The organism is Paenibacillus sp. JCM 9796 (assembly GCF_055379675.1).
This window is the reverse complement of the sequence record NZ_AP043723.1, coordinates 1,220,894-1,239,458: the sequence shown is the minus strand read 5'-3', so window position 1 is coordinate 1,239,458 and position 18,565 is coordinate 1,220,894. Positions and strand designations below refer to the sequence as shown.

15 protein-coding genes, 1 pseudogene and 2 riboswitches are annotated in these 18,565 nt (G+C 47.6%); of the genes and pseudogenes, 13 read left to right on the top strand and 3 right to left on the bottom strand.

The window, feature by feature from the left end; translation table 11 throughout:
- Positions 1–84: 84 nt before the first annotated feature.
- The gene (locus ACZ439_RS06110; RefSeq protein ID WP_127606293.1) at positions 85–1,383 is read right to left on the bottom strand and encodes an NCS2 family permease; all 1,299 of its coding nucleotides are present in this window, start codon (positions 1,381–1,383) and stop codon (positions 85–87) included.
- A gap of 145 nt (positions 1,384–1,528) precedes the next feature.
- Positions 1,529–1,628: riboswitch (purine riboswitch) on the bottom strand.
- A 183-nt stretch (positions 1,629–1,811) separates the two neighbouring features.
- Positions 1,812–3,253: pseudogene (locus ACZ439_RS06105) on the bottom strand (aldehyde dehydrogenase family protein).
- Between the two features lie 1,192 nt (positions 3,254–4,445).
- Positions 4,446–4,535: riboswitch (cyclic di-GMP riboswitch) on the top strand.
- A gap of 43 nt (positions 4,536–4,578) precedes the next feature.
- Here ACZ439_RS06105 and ACZ439_RS06100 point away from each other — a divergent pair.
- Positions 4,579–4,761, top strand: coding sequence for a hypothetical protein (locus ACZ439_RS06100; RefSeq protein WP_464620753.1), 183 nt, complete (start codon positions 4,579–4,581; stop codon positions 4,759–4,761).
- An 18-nt stretch (positions 4,762–4,779) separates the two neighbouring features.
- Here the strand turns inward: ACZ439_RS06100 and ACZ439_RS06095 are convergent, their stop codons facing one another.
- Positions 4,780–4,935, bottom strand: coding sequence for a hypothetical protein (locus tag ACZ439_RS06095; protein WP_464620752.1), 156 nt, complete (start codon positions 4,933–4,935; stop codon positions 4,780–4,782).
- Positions 4,936–5,583: 648 nt separating this feature from the next.
- Here ACZ439_RS06095 and ACZ439_RS06090 point away from each other — a divergent pair.
- The 12 genes from ACZ439_RS06090 to ACZ439_RS06035 all read left to right on the top strand — a co-directional run bounded on the left by ACZ439_RS06090 (position 5,584) and on the right by ACZ439_RS06035 (position 18,549).
- Positions 5,584–6,900, top strand: coding sequence for a hypothetical protein (locus tag ACZ439_RS06090; protein WP_464620751.1), 1,317 nt, complete (start codon positions 5,584–5,586; stop codon positions 6,898–6,900).
- 121 nt (positions 6,901–7,021) lie between these two features.
- A complete protein-coding gene (locus ACZ439_RS06085) occupies positions 7,022–8,077 on the top strand; it encodes a zinc-dependent dehydrogenase (RefSeq protein ID WP_230876127.1) in 1,056 nt (351 codons plus the stop codon).
- 65 nt (positions 8,078–8,142) lie between these two features.
- On the top strand, positions 8,143–8,559 hold the full coding sequence (locus ACZ439_RS06080) for a cupin domain-containing protein (RefSeq protein ID WP_141333841.1): 417 nt from the start codon (positions 8,143–8,145) through the stop codon (positions 8,557–8,559).
- A gap of 83 nt (positions 8,560–8,642) precedes the next feature.
- Entirely contained in the window at positions 8,643–9,803 is a 1,161-nt protein-coding gene (locus tag ACZ439_RS06075; RefSeq protein ID WP_330164530.1) for a Gfo/Idh/MocA family protein, read from the top strand.
- 73 nt (positions 9,804–9,876) lie between these two features.
- Positions 9,877–11,277, top strand: coding sequence for an ABC transporter substrate-binding protein (locus tag ACZ439_RS06070; RefSeq protein WP_330164531.1), 1,401 nt, complete (start codon positions 9,877–9,879; stop codon positions 11,275–11,277).
- A gap of 70 nt (positions 11,278–11,347) precedes the next feature.
- Positions 11,348–12,232, top strand: coding sequence for a carbohydrate ABC transporter permease (locus tag ACZ439_RS06065; protein ID WP_054799611.1), 885 nt, complete (start codon positions 11,348–11,350; stop codon positions 12,230–12,232).
- A complete protein-coding gene (locus tag ACZ439_RS06060) occupies positions 12,229–13,059 on the top strand; it encodes a carbohydrate ABC transporter permease (protein WP_464620750.1) in 831 nt (276 codons plus the stop codon). The genes ACZ439_RS06065 and ACZ439_RS06060 overlap by 4 nt, the downstream gene beginning before the upstream one ends.
- 67 nt (positions 13,060–13,126) lie before the next feature.
- Positions 13,127–14,161 carry a zinc-dependent alcohol dehydrogenase family protein gene (locus tag ACZ439_RS06055; protein WP_127606276.1) on the top strand — a complete coding sequence of 345 codons (1,035 nt, stop codon included), beginning with the start codon at positions 13,127–13,129 and terminating at the stop codon, positions 14,159–14,161.
- 104 nt (positions 14,162–14,265) lie between these two features.
- The gene (locus tag ACZ439_RS06050; protein ID WP_464620749.1) at positions 14,266–15,870 is read left to right on the top strand and encodes a xylulokinase; all 1,605 of its coding nucleotides are present in this window, start codon (positions 14,266–14,268) and stop codon (positions 15,868–15,870) included.
- The gene (locus ACZ439_RS06045; RefSeq protein WP_054796588.1) at positions 15,818–16,786 is read left to right on the top strand and encodes a phosphotriesterase family protein; all 969 of its coding nucleotides are present in this window, start codon (positions 15,818–15,820) and stop codon (positions 16,784–16,786) included. The genes ACZ439_RS06050 and ACZ439_RS06045 overlap by 53 nt, the downstream gene beginning before the upstream one ends.
- 14 nt (positions 16,787–16,800) lie before the next feature.
- Positions 16,801–17,724 (top strand): phosphoglycerate dehydrogenase, encoded by a 924-nt coding sequence (locus ACZ439_RS06040; protein ID WP_127606272.1) that lies wholly within the window; start codon positions 16,801–16,803, stop codon positions 17,722–17,724.
- Positions 17,725–17,748: 24 nt separating this feature from the next.
- Positions 17,749–18,549 carry a DeoR/GlpR family DNA-binding transcription regulator gene (locus ACZ439_RS06035; RefSeq protein ID WP_464620748.1) on the top strand — a complete coding sequence of 267 codons (801 nt, stop codon included), beginning with the start codon at positions 17,749–17,751 and terminating at the stop codon, positions 18,547–18,549.
- Positions 18,550–18,565 lie beyond the last annotated feature (16 nt).

The following is an 18,565-nucleotide window of genomic DNA, read 5'->3' as shown; positions in this document are numbered from 1 at the left end:
ACGATCCTTGAGTGGCTGCCGCTGGGCAGCCTTTTTGCATTCCTGCGTTTCGGATACCGGGAACCCCACGAATGACTTCCTGTCTCAATGACTGAAAAACACAATTTGAATAAAAAACAACACGGCGAACGCATAAAAAATCGGATGAACGTCTTTCCTTTTACCACGAACAAGCTTTAAGATCGGATAGACGATGAACCCGATGCCGATTCCCGTAGCAATGCTGTAGGTTAGCGGCATCAGTACAACAATAAGAAAAGCAGGGAAGGCTTCCTCCAGATCGTGCCAATCAATTTTCCGCAAGACATTCATCATGAGAAAACCGACAATAATTAATGCCGGAGCTGTTATCGCAGGAATATTGGCAAGCACGGCAACCGTCGGCGAGAAGAATAGCGTAAGCGCAAGCAGCACGCTGACGGTTACAGCGGTGAGACCCGTTCGCCCGCCTACGGCAACTCCGGAGCTGGACTCAATATAAGCGGATGTCGGACTTGTTCCGAGGAGAGCGCCGGCGGTTGTGCCTATGGCGTCTGCAACGAGCGCCCCCCGTGAACGCGGGAATTTATTATCCTTCAGCAGTCCGGCTTGCTCCGCAACCCCCAGCATCGTTCCCGTCGTATCGAACAGCGTAATCAGCAAAAAGGTAAACACAACCGCATATAGACCGTTTGTAAACACCCCGGCGATATCTAACTGGAAGGCCGTTGCCGCAAGTCCGGTCGGCCAAGATACCCAAGCATCCGGAAAATGAAGCAGCCCCAGGAACCAAGCCAGAATTGCGGTGATCAGCATGCCCACAAAAAGAAATCCTTTAACCTGATAAGCCATGAGGATAAGGGAAACAGCCAGTCCGATAATCGTTAACATCGTCATGGGTTCCTTCAAATTCCCAAGGGTGATTAAGGTGGCCGGAGAATCGACAATAATTTTAGCGTTTTGCAGCCCGATAAACGTGATAAATAAGCCGATGCCCGCCGTAATGGCATGTTTCAGGCTTGAAGGAATCGCATCCAGCAGCATATAGCGGAACGAGGTCAGCGATAACAGCACAAACAAGATCCCCGCCACAAATACGGCGCCAAGCGCAACTTGCCATGAAACGCCGCCGCCCCCCACAACACTAAAGGCAAAGTAAGCGTTCAACCCCATGCCTGGCGCTATCACGATCGGGTAGTTGGCAAATACCCCGATAATCAGCGTTGCGACAATGCTCGCGAGCACTGTCGCAATGAACACACCATGGAAATCCATCCCCGCCTTGCTCAGAATGCCGGGATTCACAATAACGATGTATACCATCGTTAAAAATGTAGTGACACCGGCCATCAGCTCGGTCGAAATCGATGTGCCTCGTTCTTCCAACTTAAACAAGCTCTTCATTCATCTCGCCTCCAATTTAAATAGGACAGGGTTGCTCCAGCCTCATCACAGACAATCGAGCATTGCCTTATCCATTCTCTCCTTACTTGGGATCGCTTAGTAATGTGGAAAAAATAAAATCCTGACTGCGAATATAGGATAGCAGATACACGTATCCCATATTCGTAGTCAGGATTCTTTGGCTCCTTGTAGAAACCCTCAAACCATATTATTGAGGATATACGAACTTGTCTGTCATTTCATTCAATTGATCCTTCCATAGATTAAATGACGGATATACCCGGTGTCAATGTTTTTCTCATATTTTTTCGTAAATTTCCGAACACTTCACAACAATTAGACTAATACGTTCGGTTTTTACGATGTTTGTTGAAATGAGAGAAACCCATGCCTTAACAAGGCACAGGTTTCTCGATTCGGCTTTCGTTCTAGAACGGGAAATCCCGATATTCCCGCTGGACCGATACCCACTTCCGGGTTGTAAATTCCTCAAAGATCCATTCTCCGTTAAATCGGCCGAGACCGGACGCTTTTTCACCGCCGAAAGGAGCGTTAGGATCGTCATTGATGGTCTGATCATTCACGTGGGCCATGCCGCTTTCAATGTGACGGGCAAACTCGATGCCTCGTTCCAAATCGCTGGTGAAAACGGAGGCCGATAGTCCGTACGGCGTATCATTCGCTAGGGCGAGCGCTTCTTCTTCGGTATCAAACGGAATAATCGTGGCTACGGGGCCGAAAATTTCGGTTTGAGCCAGGGTACTGTCATTTTTCGCATCAGCGAATACAAACGGCGTCAGCACATTCCCAATTCGTTGTCCTTCCAGCACCAAACGCGCTTCTGTTTTCCCTGCTTCAATGACGTTCAGCACCTTTTGCATCTGTTTTTCATTAATAATCGGCCCGATAAAGACGTTGGGATCGACGCTAGGATCGCCGTACGGAATTTTTTGCGCCCTTTCTACAAAACTGCTGACGAATTGATCGTAAAGGGAGCGATGCACGAAGATCCGATTCGTAATCATACAAATTTGTCCTTGGTGAAAAAACTTGCCGAAGAGCGCTGCGCTTAACGCTTTCTCCAAGTCGGCGTCTTCCAGCACCACGAAGGGGCTGTTGCCGCCAAGCTCGAGTGACACGCGTTTTAAGTTTCGGCTTGCCACTTCTCCGACGTGGCGGCCGACTGCAGTCGAACCGGTGAAGGATATGACTTTCGGAACAGGGTGCGCGATAAAGTAATCGCCAATATCGGCAATATCCACGGTGAGGACATTCAGCACGCCTTTAGGGAGACCGGCTTCTTCAAAAATTTCGGCAATGACGAGACCGCCGGAAACGGCAGTTTGAATATCGGGCTTCAATACGACGGCATTTCCCGTCGCGATAGCCGGAGCTACGCTGCGCATGGACAGCACGAGTGGAAAATTAAACGGTGAAATGACGCCAATGACGCCAACCGGAACGTGGTAGATCAAATTTTCCTTACCCGGAATGACGGACGGATTGACTCGCGGATTCGTCATCAGTTCGGGATACTGCGCTGCGGCCCGAATGATGCCTGCGCTATTTTTAATTTCAATTTGGGCTTTGGCCATAGAACTTCCTGTTTCCTTGATCATGATGGCCGCTACTTCATCTTTTCTTTGTTCAAGCAGTTCCGCAGCACAACAGAGGTTTCTTTCCATGCCTTCTGCGCTTCTTTGGCCGCGGAGTAAGCTTCGTCCACATCCGTTTCATTTCCAAGAATGAAGGTGGCGACGACTTCATTGTTGTATGGATTCAGATCCTGATACGTTTTACCGCTCGACCCGTCCTTCCAAACCCCCGCGATAAACTGTTTGCCGTATGATTTCGAAATAGCCAGACTCATAGACCTGTCCTCCTTCATAAGGTTTGAGCGTTTTTCGTTCCAGTTATTCGTTCAATATGTATGCAGCGATATGTCTTTTATGAATCGACATTCATTTATTGCCAGCGATAAGTTCATTCGTTGAAGACGCCTGACAAGGGGAATGGCAGAAGAAGGCAGGATAATACTCAAATATGTAATCGCTTACAAACTGATTTGCATATGATCGGGTAAACGGTTCTTTGATCCACTTATCCTCGTCTCATCCTCCTTATTGAAATTTTGGTATTTGACTCCCGTTTCAAACTATTCGACATGGTGTTAATGAAACAACTTGATAGGACTATGTTACCATGGGAGTATATTCCAATTCAATACCAATATTCCAAATGCTGTCCACATCCGTAACGTATAAAATCATTCGCCGCTGTTCCCGGCTCGCGGATCGGTTACGCCCGCCGCAACCGATGGGAGCACGTTGATCGGGTTGGCCAGCAGCTATGCGGACGCATTCGAGGCATTACGGGGCAGGGCTTGTTCCGTTGCAAACTTCGTTGCTGCTGAGCAAGATTATTTCCTGATATCCTGTTTCAAGGACCGGACCTGCGGGTTATATAGAATGAAGGGGAGGTATGCTATGCCTGCAAGTTATGATCAGGCCATTATGATTTAAGGATGTCGTTTTCTCAAGTAAAACAAGTGCCATCTTAAATAAATCATACCGAATAGGTAGAAGGGGACGGAGTACCATAGCTTCCACCCTTTATATATCAGGTAACCGGTTAAAATCGACAAATATTCAAAAGGAATGGAAATGAGTACGACTCCTATCAGATAAAAAAAGAAGTGCTGCACTTTTTTGGGCATAAAATTGAGGAAAATAAGGCCTATAGAAGGAGGCAGTAACGCTTGAAGGGGGAGATCGGCAAAATTCAACGTAGGCTCAACAAAATTATACAGATCCAAAATGAAACCGAATGAGAGATCGGTGTAAATGGTTAAGGCAGCCATCCAACCCCATGTGATATAAGCTGGTCAATAACATTTTAAACAACAAATACCGGTTATAAACGGCAGTCGGACAAAAAATTTGACAGGACCCTCATGATTGCTGTGAAAAAGTATAAATAATTGATTAAGCGCTGGATAAAATATGATTCGTTATATTGTAGGGTATGGAAATATTAGGTATAGTAGAAGTACAGATGAAGTCAACGACAAACGGCAAAATCATCGAAAGATGATGACGCAAAGCTATAGGGGCTAATTTGGACGAAGTCCAGAACGCTTGCCAGCTGCCGAAATGACGCCCGTTGACCATTGTGGATTAACGGAGGAGGAAATCGATGTTGGGAAAAGTAGACATGGAAGTTCAGCAGCTGGTTGATATGCTGCATCTCGATGTAGAGGAAATACTTCGTCAATTTCATTTTACCTTCGAAGGCAACCGATTAACGGAAGCAGAGTCTATTCGCTTTATTATGTATCTGAGAGAGGAACTGGAAAAAAAGAACGACCCGCAAAGGTGACCGGAAACGGTCGCCTTGTTATTTGAAATGATCCTTTATTTCTTCAGAGTCTTTGTCTGTCATAACGGCTGCAAGCAGCTGTTCGATATCAAGCCCGAGTTCAATCCCGACTTTAATGATGTCTAATTCAGCGGCTACTAATTGGAAGTTTGAGCTATGCGGCACGATGATCATGACCTCCTGTAAACCTGTTTATATAGTACTATTATAATGGAATAACGGGAAAAAGCTGTCGAAGAATGGCTGTACAAATCTAAAAAAAATCTGATCTTTATTTGACGCAAGTCTTCGCCTCTCGAAGTCCGCTCCCTGATCCTTTCAGTATGCTCCGTATGGAAGCCCAGCCTGAGCCGCTCCCAAGCAAACCATTGCGATAGAAAAGCTCGCCCCGTAGTCCGTCTGCATTTTAATGTCGGCACGTCTTTATCTATCAATCAAGGCGCCCGTCACAGCTCCCATTGGAGGGCGCTTCCGGCCGTTCTTCGGTATCTTTGCTTAATCCCCATGCTCCTGGATACGGTGCCGCGCAATGGAGTTAGCGGATCTGGAGGTTGCAAGGTCTAAGGACTTTGTAGCCTTCTTTTTATTTCGCAGGCAAATCAACACAATATAGTATAATTTAAACTCAATTTCGATGAATTGTTTAATAATGGGAAAGAACCTATGATTAGGCTACAGGTGTTGGATTGAAGAATGAAAGCGCTGTATGGGTTTGGCGGAAATAAACGTTATTCATTTAAACATTGACAGAATAAAATGTAATAAAATAAAATAATATTAGATACAAAACAATAATAAATGAAAGGTTATAGGTGATATGATATGAAAGCGCAATTAGTTCCCATGTACTTCAAGTCCGAAAGAAATAAAGAATTTGATGACCAGGTAAACAGGTTAAGAGAGATGCTGGCCGAGGAAGCCGAAATTTTAGAGCCAGTCGCGCTCGGCTCACCAATTCCCGAAGCGGATGCCGTTATTTTTCCGCAATTGGTGGGAGAAGCTTATCGAGAAATCGAACAGCTGAAAAAAATCAATAAGCCATTTCTGATTGTAACGTCGGAATTTGGAACGGTTGCGATGTGGGACTGGGAAATTATAACATTTTTTAAAGCGGAAGGTATCGAGACATTTGCTCCATATAGTCTTGATCTAACGAAAACCATTTGCCGGACTTTGGCTGTCAAAAGCCAGATGAGAGAGACGAAGTTTCTTATTTTTCAAGACAATCCGGGCGACGGGATGCAGGCTAGTATTTTCAAGCGTTTCTTTTGGTGGGAAGAAGAGTGTATCCGGCGAATCAAAGATAAATTCGGGATTACCGTCGTGAAAAAAAGCTTTAAGAAGCTTGCCCAGGATGCCAAAGATATTCCGGACACGGAAGCGGAACAGGTTCTTAAGGCATGGAATCATCATACGGAAGGCGTTGCACCCAGGGCGCTAAAAAACGCTGTGAAAATGTATATCGCTGTCAAGCAGGAAATTGAACTCGATGAAACGATCCGGGGTGTAGGCATGAACTGTCTGAACGAATCGTTCTATTCGGATACGACGCCTTGCATGACATGGAGCATGCTGTATGAAGAAAAAGGAGTCATGTGGGCTTGTGAAGGCGATATCATGTCGCTGCTTAACAAATTTATTCTACATAAGTCCTTGAAGGCGCCTGTCGTGATGAGTAATCTATACCCTTTCCTGGCTGGAATGGCAGCTATCAAGCATGAAAAGATAGACCAATTTCCTAATGTCGAAGAGCCTGAAAATCATATTCTGGTCGGCCATTGCGGCTATTTTGCTTGTATGCCCAGATCGTTTGCGTCAGAGTGGACATTAAGGCCGAAGGTGCTGGGTATCGTGGATGATCAGGCAACGGCCATCGACGCGCGTTACCCGATCGGTGAAATTACGATTGCGGAACTGCATCCAACACTTGGAAAAATGCTGGTCGTCGAAGGCGCCCTGAAGGAATACGTCGGATATCCCGGTTCGGACTGCAGGAATGGCGCATTGATTCAAATTAACGACGGTCACAAACTGATGAATGCGCTTTATTCGCACCACGGCATATTGATTCCGGGACATAAAAAGGTAGAGATGGATATGGTGCTTCGCGTGTTGGATATGCAGATCGAAGAAATCTAATTTTTATAAAAAATAGTGATTGACTAACAAATGACAATAAAATATAATAAAAACAAGAAAACAATAAGTAAAAATAAGATATAACGATAAAAGAGAACAGAGACGAACGCATTCGGAAAGGATGAATGAGAAGATGCTAGCAGCTATGTTGTATGGCCCCAAAGATTTGCGGCTGGAGGAAATTGCAGATCCGGTAATAACCGAGAATGAAGTGTTACTGGAGGTAAAGAAGGCTGCCATTTGCGGTACGGATGTCCGAATGTTTAATAACGGCTACGCCGGCATCAGCAGTGCTACGCCAAGAATTTTAGGACATGAGATGGCAGGTGTTATTAAACAGGTTGGAAAAAACGTAAAGAAGTATGAGCCTGGCATGAGAGTGACCGTGGCTCCTAATATGGGCTGCGGGATGTGCAGGCAGTGTGTAAGCGGCAATACTCATTTATGCAAGGAATATCAAGCCCTTGGCATCAATATTCATGGAGGCTTTACCCAATACGTGAAAATTCCCGAATCAGCGGTAAGGCAGGGGAACATTTGCGCGTTGGCGGATCATGTATCTTTCGAAGAAGCGGCTCTCGTTGAGCCTTTGGCATGTGTGTACAACGGGTTCCTGAAGGTGGATATTAAACCCGGGGATCACGTGCTGATCATCGGTGCCGGTCCCATCGGATTAATGCATGCCAAGCTGGCCAAGATGGCCGGAGCTTCTAAAGTCATTATGAATGATATTTCCGAAGAGCGGATGGCAATGTGCCGTCAGATTGACGATTTTATTATAACCGTGTCTTCTGACGACTTGAGGAATTACGTAGCTGACATCACGAATGGCGAAGGCGTAGAAGTCGTAATTACGGCCTGCCCGGTACCTCAAGTTCAAGCAAGCTCGCTTGAATTGGTGGCCATGAACGGAAGAATCAATTTCTTCGGCGGTCTTCCCAAAGAAAAGGAAATTGTTCCGTTGAACACCAACCTGATTCACTACAAACAAGTCATTGTAACAGGAAGTACAAGGTCGAGCATTTTGCAATATGTTCAAGCGCTTGATTTTGTTAAACACGGTTTGGTTGATGTAAAATCGCTGATTTCGGCTAATTTCAGCCTGGATCAAATCAATAACGCCTTCGATCACGCAACAAGAGGTATTGGCTTGAAAAATGTCATTTCCATCGGTTGATGGGCGTGTTACCCCTATCGGCAGTACTTTCATTTATATAAATTATACTGAGGAGTTGATTCGAAATGGCTTATGTAGTGAGAGGAAGAAACGATGTAGTGAATTTTCCGGTGGATGAGTGCCATGATGGTCAAGGGACGATTCTCGTCAGACAACTGCTGGGCTATGAACCGCTGCTCCCTGTTCCCGGAAATCCGGAAGATTTTGACTCGCTCATCAATTTTATGCATGAAACGACGCTGCCTGTAGGCACAACAATCGGTTTGCACCCTCATGTGGGTAATGAAGAGATTTACTACGTTGTGGAAGGCAAAGGGGAAATGACGGTTGACGGAGACACGTTTGTTATGGATCCCGGCACCGCGTGTCTGACCAAAAGCGGAAGCAAGCATACCTTCCGGAACATTGGCGACTCCGATTTAAGAATTATTGTTATTGAAGCGGTATTTGACAAGAAAGATAAGAAGAGCAAACAGCATTAATACCGATTGATGAAGAAAGGGCTTAACGCCCTTTCTTTCATAACGCATGCGATGGATTGAAATTTCACAGGAGGTGTCCATTTGTGCAAGAGATCAATGTTGCGTTAATTGGTTATAACTTTATGGGGAAGGCCCATAGCCATGCATTTGAGAATGTGCCATTCTTCTTCGATCATGGCGTGAAGCCCGTCAAAAAAGTAATTGTCGGCAGAACGGAGCATTTGGTCAAGCAGGCGGCGGAAAGGTTCGGCTGGGAAGAATTTGCTACCGACTGGAGAGATGTAATTCATCGGGAAGACATCCACGTGATCGATATTGCAACGCCGACGTCTTCCCATATCGAAATCGCTCTTGAAGCGGCGAAAGCAGGGAAGCATATTTTTTGCGAGAAACCGTTAGCGATGGACGCTCTTGAAGCGCACCGTATGTTTGAAGCTGCGGAACAAGCCGGAATTGTCCATATGCTGGGCCACAATTACCGGAGAGTACCGGCGATCGGGCTTGCCAAAAAGCTTATTCAGGATGGACGGCTGGGGGACATTCACCACTTCAGAGGCGTATATTTGCAGGATTGGCTGCTTGATCCTAACTTCCCTGCGAGCTGGAAGCTGAATAAGAAGGTTGCAGGGTCTGGGCCGCACGGGGATTTAAATGCGCACATCGTCGATTTGGCGAGATATTTGGTCGGAGAGATCGATAAAGTGGTCGGCATGGAGAAAACGTTTGTGGACAAACGCCCCAAGGTGAAAGTCGATGATCAATTAAGCTCCAAGCTAACGGCAAAAGGCGAAATGACGGAATATGAAGCGGTTACGGTTGACGATACGACAGCCTTCCTGGCTAAATTTAAAAACGGGGCGGTCGGAACTTTCGAAGCAACGAGATTTGCCGGCGGACGAAAAAATCATGAACGCATTGAAATTAACGGAAGCAAGGGATCGCTCGTCTTCGACTTTGAACGCATGAACGAATTGGAATTCTGGTCTAACGAAGATGATCTGGAAGTGCAAGGCTTTAGACGCATTATGGTGACGGAAGATGTTCATCCGTATATCAATGCCTGGTGGCCGCCGGGACATATCATCGGCTACCAAAACACATTTGTGAATGAATTTGCAGACTTCTTCAAAGCGATCAAGGATAAGCAGCAGGTGTATCCAAACTTTTACGATGGTGTGATGAACAATAAAGTGCTCGATGCGGTTACGAAATCGATTCAATCTCTAACATGGGAAAATGTTTAAGGGCGGGCTGTTCAAAGATTGATTGTAAGCGATTTCATTTCAATAGAAATTTCTGGAGGGTACGACTTTGAGAGTGAAAAAAAATTTTTCATTCATGATTTTATTAAGCAGTCTGCTTCTGCTTAGCGCATGCTCCTCTGAACCCGGGAGCAGTCCCGCGAATCATGCCGGCGCCTCGGCTTCGGAATCCGGCGGGACTCCGAAAACCGGCGAACCCGTAACCTTAAACAGCGTTTTCCTTGCTTCCACTTGGGGGACCAGCGTACAAGAATTAGCCAAGCAATATGAGAAAGAAACGGGAGTCAAAGTGAACGTCGAGCTGGTCGGACGCGATGTCATTTATCAGAAAATCGCCACGTCAATTGCCGGTAAAGCAAACTATGACCTTTTCAGCGTCGATTACAACTGGATCCCCGAGTTCGCGTCGCAAAACAGCCTCGTGCCCTTGGACGATATGATCAAAACGTATCATTTTGATACTTCCAAATTATTGCCGAAAGCTTTGGCCGCAGGACAATGGAACGGAAAAAACGGTTCTTTCGGCGAAGGCGGCACGATTTACGGTTTACCGCAAACGGTACATCCTCATTTGCTCTGGTACCGTTCGGATTTATTCAATAATGAGACCTTTAAGCAAGAATTTAAAGCCAAGTACGGATATGATTTGGCTCCTCCGAAAACGATGAAGGAATTCCGTGATGCGTCCGAATTTTTCAACGGCAAAGTCGTGGACGGGCAAAAAATATACGGTTGGGCGGCCCAGGCCAGCAAAGGGTTCGGGAATGTACATACGTGGCTGACCTTCCTTTATTCGAATGAGGGCGATGTATTTGACTGGAATACGATGAAATCGTCCTTGTCCACACCGGAGTCCATCGAAGCGACGAAAACCTGGGTCGATCTGCTGCAGTTTTCGCCTCCGGGCATTAATGATTATACGTTCGTCGAAGTGGCTTCCGACGCCGCTCAAGGCAGATTGGCTATGGCGATTCACTGGTCCTGGTCAGCATTTGAAGTCGATGATCCCACCAAGTCCAAAACGCTTGGGAAATGGGATTTCGCGCAAACGCCCGCTATGAAGAAATCCGTCGCCGATTATTCGTCCTGGCCTATGGTCATTCCGAAATCGTCGAAGAACTCCGATGAAGCCTTTAAATTTATGGCTTGGCTGGAGTCGAAAGAAAACGACGTGAACCAGGCCCTGCTGGGCGCAGGGGACCCGGTGCGTGAAGAATCGTACTCCGATCCCGCTTTAACCAACAAGCTAATCGACGGAACGAATGTCAAGCAATTCCGCCGTTACGATGCGCTTAAAGAGACGATGAAAACAACAAAAGCCCGTCCTTGGTTCCCTCAGGATGAGAAGTGGGAGACGACGGTATCCGAATACTTGAGCGCCGCTCAGCACAAACGCATGTCAGTCGAAGAGGCGTTGAAAAAAGCGGATGAAGCGGTTAATAAAATGATGAAATGATAAGTCCATGTTGGAAATCGATTGGAGGGGGACTCCCCTCCCCCTCCATTAGGAATCGGGAGAATAAATCATGAAAAAATTTGGATTGCGATACAGCGGGCCGTATTTGGCCATGGTCCCGGGCATGCTGCTGCTTCTTCTCTTTTCCGTCTACCCGACTGTTTTTCTATTCAAAATCAGTTTTCAGCAATACAGCCCCATCAGTGCGGTGAATCCGTTCATTGGATTGGATAACTATATCGATGTATTCCAGGATCACAATTTTTGGAATGCGCTCAAGGTGACATTTATTTTCGTAGTCAGCACGGTCATCCTGGAATTTGCCATCGGACTGGTATTGGCCGTTATATTGAATAGACTTACTTCGGGAGAACGATTTTATCAGTCCGTCGTGCTGCTTCCGATTGCCATGGCGCCTACGGTCGTCGGGCTGATGTTTCGGTTTATGATGAATGATCAATATGGAATTTTCAATTATTTGATAGAGCTGCTGGGCATGTCCAGAACCGCTTGGCTATCCGAACCGCATCTGGCGCTGCCTGCTTTAATTGTTACCGACATTTGGCAGTGGACGCCGTTTATGATGATTATTTTATTGGCAGGACTTAAAGGACTTCCGGATGAGCCTTATGAGGCGGCCATGATCGACGGCGCGTCCTCCTGGCAATCGTTCCGCTATATCACAATTCCGCAGTTGTCCAGAATTATTTATATCGCTTTATTGTTAAGGACGATTGATGCGATTCGAATTTACGACTCGATTTATATGATGACCAAGGGAGGCCCCATTAACGTTACTTCGACGATGAGCTGGATCGTGTATGACCGGGGGTTCAAATTTCTCGATTTCGGTTATGGCGCCGCCATATGTATCGTCCTCCTCGTGATTGTCGTCACCCTGCTGACGCTGGTTTTGAAAAAGTTTGATTTATTCGAAGTGGAGGGCAGATCATGAGGTCATCTCCGAGCAAGCCGGTCACCGTCCTGAATTATGCGGTCATTATAATCGCGATGCTCGTTTTTATTTTCCCTATAGTATGGATGGTTCTTACTTCGCTGAAGCAGCAGGTCGACGCCTACGCCTCGGTGCCCAAATGGTTGTTTAAGGCTACCTTTTCCAACTATCAAACGGTGCTGTTTGAGCGGGACTTTATGAAATACTTGCTGAACAGCTTGTATATCTCTTTCCTCTCCACGGTGCTGGCTCTCTTGTTCGGAAGCGGTATCGCGTATCCGTACGCCAGATATCGTTTAAAAGGCGCGAAAAATGTCCTGTCCTGGATTTTGACGCTGCGTATCGTTCCACCCATCGTAGCTATCCTGCCGATCTATCTCGTGTTCTCTAAATTAGGGCTGCTCGACACCTATACTTCGCTTATTTTAGTGTATACCTTCATGAATCTGCCGCTGGCCGTTTGGCTGTTATACGGCTTTTATAAAGATGTGCCCGGGGAAATCGAGGAGTCCGCGCTGGTGGATGGATGCAACCGCTTTACGGCGTTTGTTCGCGTTATTTTCCCGGTTATCGGGCCTGGTCTCGTGTCTACGGGCTTGTTATCGTTTATTTTTTCCTGGAATGAATTTTTGTTCGCCAATTTGTTGTCCGGTTCCACGGTAAGGACTGCGCCTGTCGGACTTAATGAATATGCGACGCCCGTCAGCGTGCTGTGGGGACAAATCGGAGCGGCAGGAACGATGATCGTCTTGCCGGTCGCGATCATCACGATCATCCTGCAGCGCAAAATGGTGCGGGGACTTACGATGGGGGCTGTCAAAGGTTAGCACCAAGCAACGCCGTTATTGCGGCTTGCTTGCTAAAATAATGCTCATGCTGAAGGAGACGTTGAAAATGAGAGCCGTAATTTTACCTGGGAAAAAAGAAGTTCAAGTCGTGGACCGTCCGAAACCTGTGCCGGGGGACGGCCAAGTCTTGGTCCGCATGCGTGCATCGGCGATTTGCCGAAGTGATATGAGTCTGTACTACGGCGGGAAGCCGCTCGTAGGCGGGGAAGCGGCCAAGACAGGCACCATCATTCCCGGCCATGAGCCTGCGGGCGATGTCGTCGAGATCGGTCCGGGGGTTAGAGGGCTGCAGCCCGGAGACCGCGTCGCCGTCTATCTGGCCATTGGCTGCGGGCATTGCACGTACTGCCTGAGCGGTTATTTATCCTTGTGTTCGCAGTGGAAATGTGTCGGTTTTGACGTGGACGGCGGAGATGCCGATTATATGGTCGTCCCGGCGCAAAATTGTCTGAAGCTTCCCGATCCGATGTCTTATGAAACGGGCGCTCTTCTGCTGGACAATATGGGGACTCAATATCACGCGCAAAAAACGTTGGGCGTATCCGGCAACGATACGTTAGCGATTTTCGGTCTGGGACCGATGGGCAGCGCCGGGGTATTGATTGCAAAAGCGCGTGGAGCCCGAGTCATCGCCGTCGACGTACTCGATTCCAGGCTTGAAATGGCCAAAGAATTGGGAGCGGATGTCGTCATTAACAGTACGAAAGAAGATGCGGTAGAAGTTTTGCGCGAATTGACGCATGGCGAAGGGGTAGATAAGGCGATTGACAGCTCGGGGAACCCTGCCGCCCAGAACGCCGCTCTGGATAGCGTGCGTAAGATGGGGTCCGTTGCTTTGATCGGCGAGACGAGTGCGACTACGATAAATCCAAGCGAACAAATGATCCGGAAATTATTGAAAGTGTACGGTATTTGGATTCACCCGATTTGGATGTTCGAGGAAATCGCCAACTTTGTTATCGACCATAACATTCCGGTGGACCGGTATATTACCCATAGATTTAATATTGAACAGGCTGCCGAAGCCTTCCGCCTGTTTGATGAACGAGTCACGGATAAAGCCGTCTTTGTCTGGGATTGACCTGCCCGGAAAGGAAAGGCATTTTCCTTGAAGACGCATGCGCTGCCCCCGGAAGTCGTGAATTTGATAGGACCCGGCTCATCGTTTGATATCGGGGGCAGCCCGTGTACGCTAAACCATATTGGAAGGGACTGCTTGTCTACATGACCCAAACCCAATTTTTTATCGGGATCGATATCGGTACTCAGGGAACCAAGGTCTCTTTAGTTAATGATGGAGGCAGCATCGTAACGAATTCATTTGTGCCCTCGAATCTGATACGCCTGGACCACGGGATTGTCGAACAAATGCCTGAAGAAATGTTCGCATCTGTCGTAGACGGGATGACCGAAGTGATGAAACGCTCGGGTGTCGAGCCCGGCCAAGTCGCTGCCATCGGCCTGGATGGACAGATGGCCGGCATTATGGGGATCGATCGCGATTGGAATGCGGTAACACCGTATGATTCATGGCTGGATACCCGATGCGAGAAATATATGCCCCTGATTAAAGAATGGGGGGAAGAGCCGTTTATCCGGATTACGGGCTGCCCGGTTACGTATGCTCACGGCCCCAAGGTGTTATGGTGGAAGCACGAAAGGCCGGAAACTTATCGTAAAATTGAAAAATTTGTCCTTCCGACAGCTTATGTTGCGGGGCGTTTGGCGGGGCTTAAAGCGGATAACGCTTTTATAGACTATACCCATCTGCATTTTTCCGGCTTCAGTGACGTCTCGAATCATTCGTGGTCGGACGATTTGCTCGATGCTTTCCAGGTCAGCAAAGACAAGATGCCCCGCATTGTCAATCCGTGGGACGTCATTGGATATTTATCCAAATGTTATGCCGACAAGTGCGGTTTACTGGAGGGCACTCCGATCGTGGCCGGTTGCGGGGATACCGCTGCTACCATTCTCGGAGCCGGCATTACGACCAAAGGCGCCATTCTGGATGTGGCGGGAACCGCGTCCGTGTTAAGCTGCTGCGTAGATGAATATAAGCCGGATGTGAATACGAAAACATTAATTTACGCGCGCTCCGTCATTCCCGGGCTATGGAATCCGCTAGCTTATATCAATGGGGGAGGGCAATGTTTGGCGTGGTTTAGAGACCTCCTTGCAGCGCAGGAAGGGAGCCTCCCGTTCGATGAATTAAATGCGCAGGCGGCTCATGTAAGGGTGGGAAGCGACGGGATTTTTTTTATTCCTCATTTTGCCGGAAGAGCTTGTCCCAACAATCCCTTCTTGAGAGGCAGCTGGCTTGGACTCAATTGGTCGCATCGTAACGGCCACATGTACCGGTCGATTCTCGAATCGATTGCTTACGAATATCAAGGTTATTTGGCTACGCTGAAACAGTTGATTCCAGGTCTTCACTTCACCCATGTCAATGTCGTCGGAGGCGGGGCCAAGAGCGAGCTGTTCAACTCGATCAAAGCCGATGTAATGAACGTGCCCTATACGACGCTAAACAACAGCGACACGGCTACAGTTGCGACTGCCGTCATTGCGGGGTATGGCGTCGGGTTCTATCCGGATATCGCGGATACGATGAACCGCATGGTTTATCCCCATAGCACGGTGGCGCCTAACCCTCACCATATAACGAATTACCAAAGCTATGCAGAGTGTTATCACATGCTTGTTGAAAAATTAACGCCCATTTATAAGGCCATGGATGAAGGACGTGGTACGTTTGGCCATTCACACCGTGTTAGGTCCGGTTCATAACGAGCAATTAGGTTTTTGCCATAGCCATGAACATTTATTTATTGCGGACGGGCAGCCGGCCCGTGTCAATGCGGCTCTGCGAATTGACGATATCGCCTTAACGATTCAAGAGCTGCTGCTGTTTAAGGAGGTTGGGGGACGCAGCCTTGTAGATGCTCAGCCTCTGGGATGCGGCAGGATGGAGAAGTCCCTGGTCTTGGCAGCCCAGGAGACGGACACCCATATCGTGGCCTCCACGGGATTTCACAAGATGATATTTTACCCGTTGGAGCATTGGATTCACACCTATGATGAAGCTGCGCTATACGAGGTGTTTGTGCACGAATTAACCGTCGGCATGTACACGGGAACCGATCGCGGAGAGCCGAATGATTTCATTGATGCGCAAGCCGGGGTCATTAAGACGGCGATCGATGAGGAACGGATACAAGATCCCGAGAAGAAATGGTTTCGTGCCGCCGCCAGGGCCGCGGTTGAAACAGGCGCCCCTCTGTTATGCCATACCGAATCCTGTGTCCAAGCCGTTCAGTTGGTCGACTTGTACCGGACGGAGGGCGTGCCGGCGAATCAAATCATCGTCTGTCATTTAGACCGCAATCTGGGCCAGCTTGAAATTCATAAACAGCTGGCTGATCTTGGCGTATATCTGGAATACGATACGATCGGCAGATACAAGTATCATAGCGACGAAGAAGAAGCGGATTTAATCAGGCATATGGTGGAAAGCGGATATGAGGATCTTATTTTATTAGGACTGGATACGACCCGTCATCGGTTGCGAAGTTACGGCGGGACGATCGGGTTAGATCATCTTTCGCGCCGGTTTTTGCCGTTATTACAGCAATATGGAGTACCGGAAGCGGCCGTTCGTAAAATGATGGTACATAATCCGGCTCAAGCGTTTGATATCAAATGAGGATGTGAATGGACATGAACCGGAAGGTTCTGATCACCCCCCGTTCCTTCGGGAAGAGCAGCTCCGAGCCGTTGGACAGGTTGAAGGATCAAGGCTATGAAATTGTGATGAACCCATATGGAAGAATCATGAGCAAATCGGAAATGATCCCGCTTATGCATGATATTGACGGCATCATCCTTGGGGTCGATCCTTTGGACAAAGAGGTGCTGCAGCACGCCCCCAACCTTAAAGTGATTTCGAAGTATGGGGTAGGAACGGACAATATTGATTTGGACTATGCCAGGGAGCGGGGAATTCCGGTTACGGTTACTGCCGGAGCCAATAAGGAAGCGGTTGCCGACTATGCCATGGCTTTAATGCTGGGCGTCGCCAGAAGAGTGCCGATGATTGACAAGGCATGCAAGAAATCGAATTGGGGCAAAACGACGACAATTGACATGTGGGGAAAGACACTGGGTTTAATCGGCCTTGGCCATATCGGTAAAGGAGTTGCGATCAGAGCGAACGGCTTTCATATGAAGGTGCTGGCCTATGATGCTATTAAAGATGAAGCCTATGCGAAGCAGCATCAGATTCAATATGTATCCCTGGAAACGCTGATCAGGGAGTCGGATTTTATCAGCATGCATTTGCCGTTAAACGAGAACACCCGCCATATCATCAGCTATCCACAGTTTGAAATGATGAAAAAAACGGCGGTGCTTGTAAACACGGCGCGTGGCGGTTTAATCGATGAAGAAGCGTTGGTTCACGCCTTGCAAGAAAATAAAATTTGGGGCGCGGGCATTGACGTATTCGAACAAGAGCCTCCAAGCCATAAATCGTTCTTCGAACTGGACAATATCATCATCGGCTCACATTGTGCCGCATCTACTTATGAGGCGATCCATGAAATGGGAATGATGGCTACAGCCAACCTCATCCATTATCTGTAGAAAAAACTAGAGGTGATGGCAATTGTGCTAAGCGATAATAACGGACATTTGTTTGCCGACGAAAGAAAAGATCGGATTCTGCAGCTGATTGAAACCCGGGACAAAATATCCGTACCGGAATTGGTGCGGCAATTTAACGTATCTCCGGCCACGATTCGAAATGATTTAAGGGAATTGGAGCAGTTAGGCTTATTAAGAAGAATACACGGCGGAGCTCTTTCGATGGATGTGCCTCCGGTCGGTTTTGAAAAAGGAAATGAAATGAAGAACCAGAAATTTCTGAATCAAAAGCACTCCATTGCCAAAAAAGCAATGGAGTTTATTGAAGACGGGGATGTCATTGTGTTAGATGCAGGGACGACGTCCATAGAACTGGCCAGGCTGATTCATAAACGAAGCAATATTACGGTAGTCGTCAACGATCTGGATATTGCGGAATGTTTCGAAGGGGTTGACGGCATTCAAGTTCTGGTCATCGGCGGCATCGTAAGGAAAAAATTTCATTGCACGGTCGGCCCCTTCGCCACAAAAATATTGAACGAGTTAATTGTCGACAAAGTATTCCTGTCCACGAATAGCTTCAGCCTCGAGAAAGGGTGTACGACACCGGATGTCAGCCAAGCGGAAATTAAACATACGATGGCGAAAATCGCCTCGAAAGTGATCGTGCTTTGCGACAGCAGTAAAATCGGCGCCAATTCCTTTGTGCAGTTTGTTCCGATCACGGAGATCGATGTGCTGATCACCGACCACCACATCGAGGAACACATTTTGCAGAAACTCGAAGAATCCGGAATTGAGATTATCGTGGCAAAGGGAAGTTAGGTGCAGCGGTTCCGTG

Excerpts from the sequence above, each read along its gene's own strand:
- ACZ439_RS06100 (WP_464620753.1), top strand. The coding sequence starts at position 4,579 with ATGTTGGGAAAAGTAGACATGGAAGTTCAGCAGCTGGTTGATATGCTG.
- ACZ439_RS06065 (WP_054799611.1), top strand. The coding sequence starts at position 11,348 with ATGAAAAAATTTGGATTGCGATACAGCGGGCCGTATTTGGCCATGGTC.
- ACZ439_RS06110 (WP_127606293.1), bottom strand. The coding sequence starts at position 1,383 with ATGAAGAGCTTGTTTAAGTTGGAAGAACGAGGCACATCGATTTCGACC.
- ACZ439_RS06045 (WP_054796588.1), top strand. The coding sequence starts at position 15,818 with ATGAAGGACGTGGTACGTTTGGCCATTCACACCGTGTTAGGTCCGGTT.
- ACZ439_RS06040 (WP_127606272.1), top strand. The coding sequence starts at position 16,801 with ATGAACCGGAAGGTTCTGATCACCCCCCGTTCCTTCGGGAAGAGCAGC.
- ACZ439_RS06090 (WP_464620751.1), top strand. The coding sequence starts at position 5,584 with ATGAAAGCGCAATTAGTTCCCATGTACTTCAAGTCCGAAAGAAATAAA.
- ACZ439_RS06085 (WP_230876127.1), top strand. The coding sequence starts at position 7,022 with ATGAATGAGAAGATGCTAGCAGCTATGTTGTATGGCCCCAAAGATTTG.
- ACZ439_RS06095 (WP_464620752.1), bottom strand. The coding sequence starts at position 4,935 with ATGATCATCGTGCCGCATAGCTCAAACTTCCAATTAGTAGCCGCTGAA.
- ACZ439_RS06080 (WP_141333841.1), top strand. The coding sequence starts at position 8,143 with ATGGCTTATGTAGTGAGAGGAAGAAACGATGTAGTGAATTTTCCGGTG.
- ACZ439_RS06060 (WP_464620750.1), top strand. The coding sequence starts at position 12,229 with ATGAGGTCATCTCCGAGCAAGCCGGTCACCGTCCTGAATTATGCGGTC.
- ACZ439_RS06055 (WP_127606276.1), top strand. The coding sequence starts at position 13,127 with ATGAGAGCCGTAATTTTACCTGGGAAAAAAGAAGTTCAAGTCGTGGAC.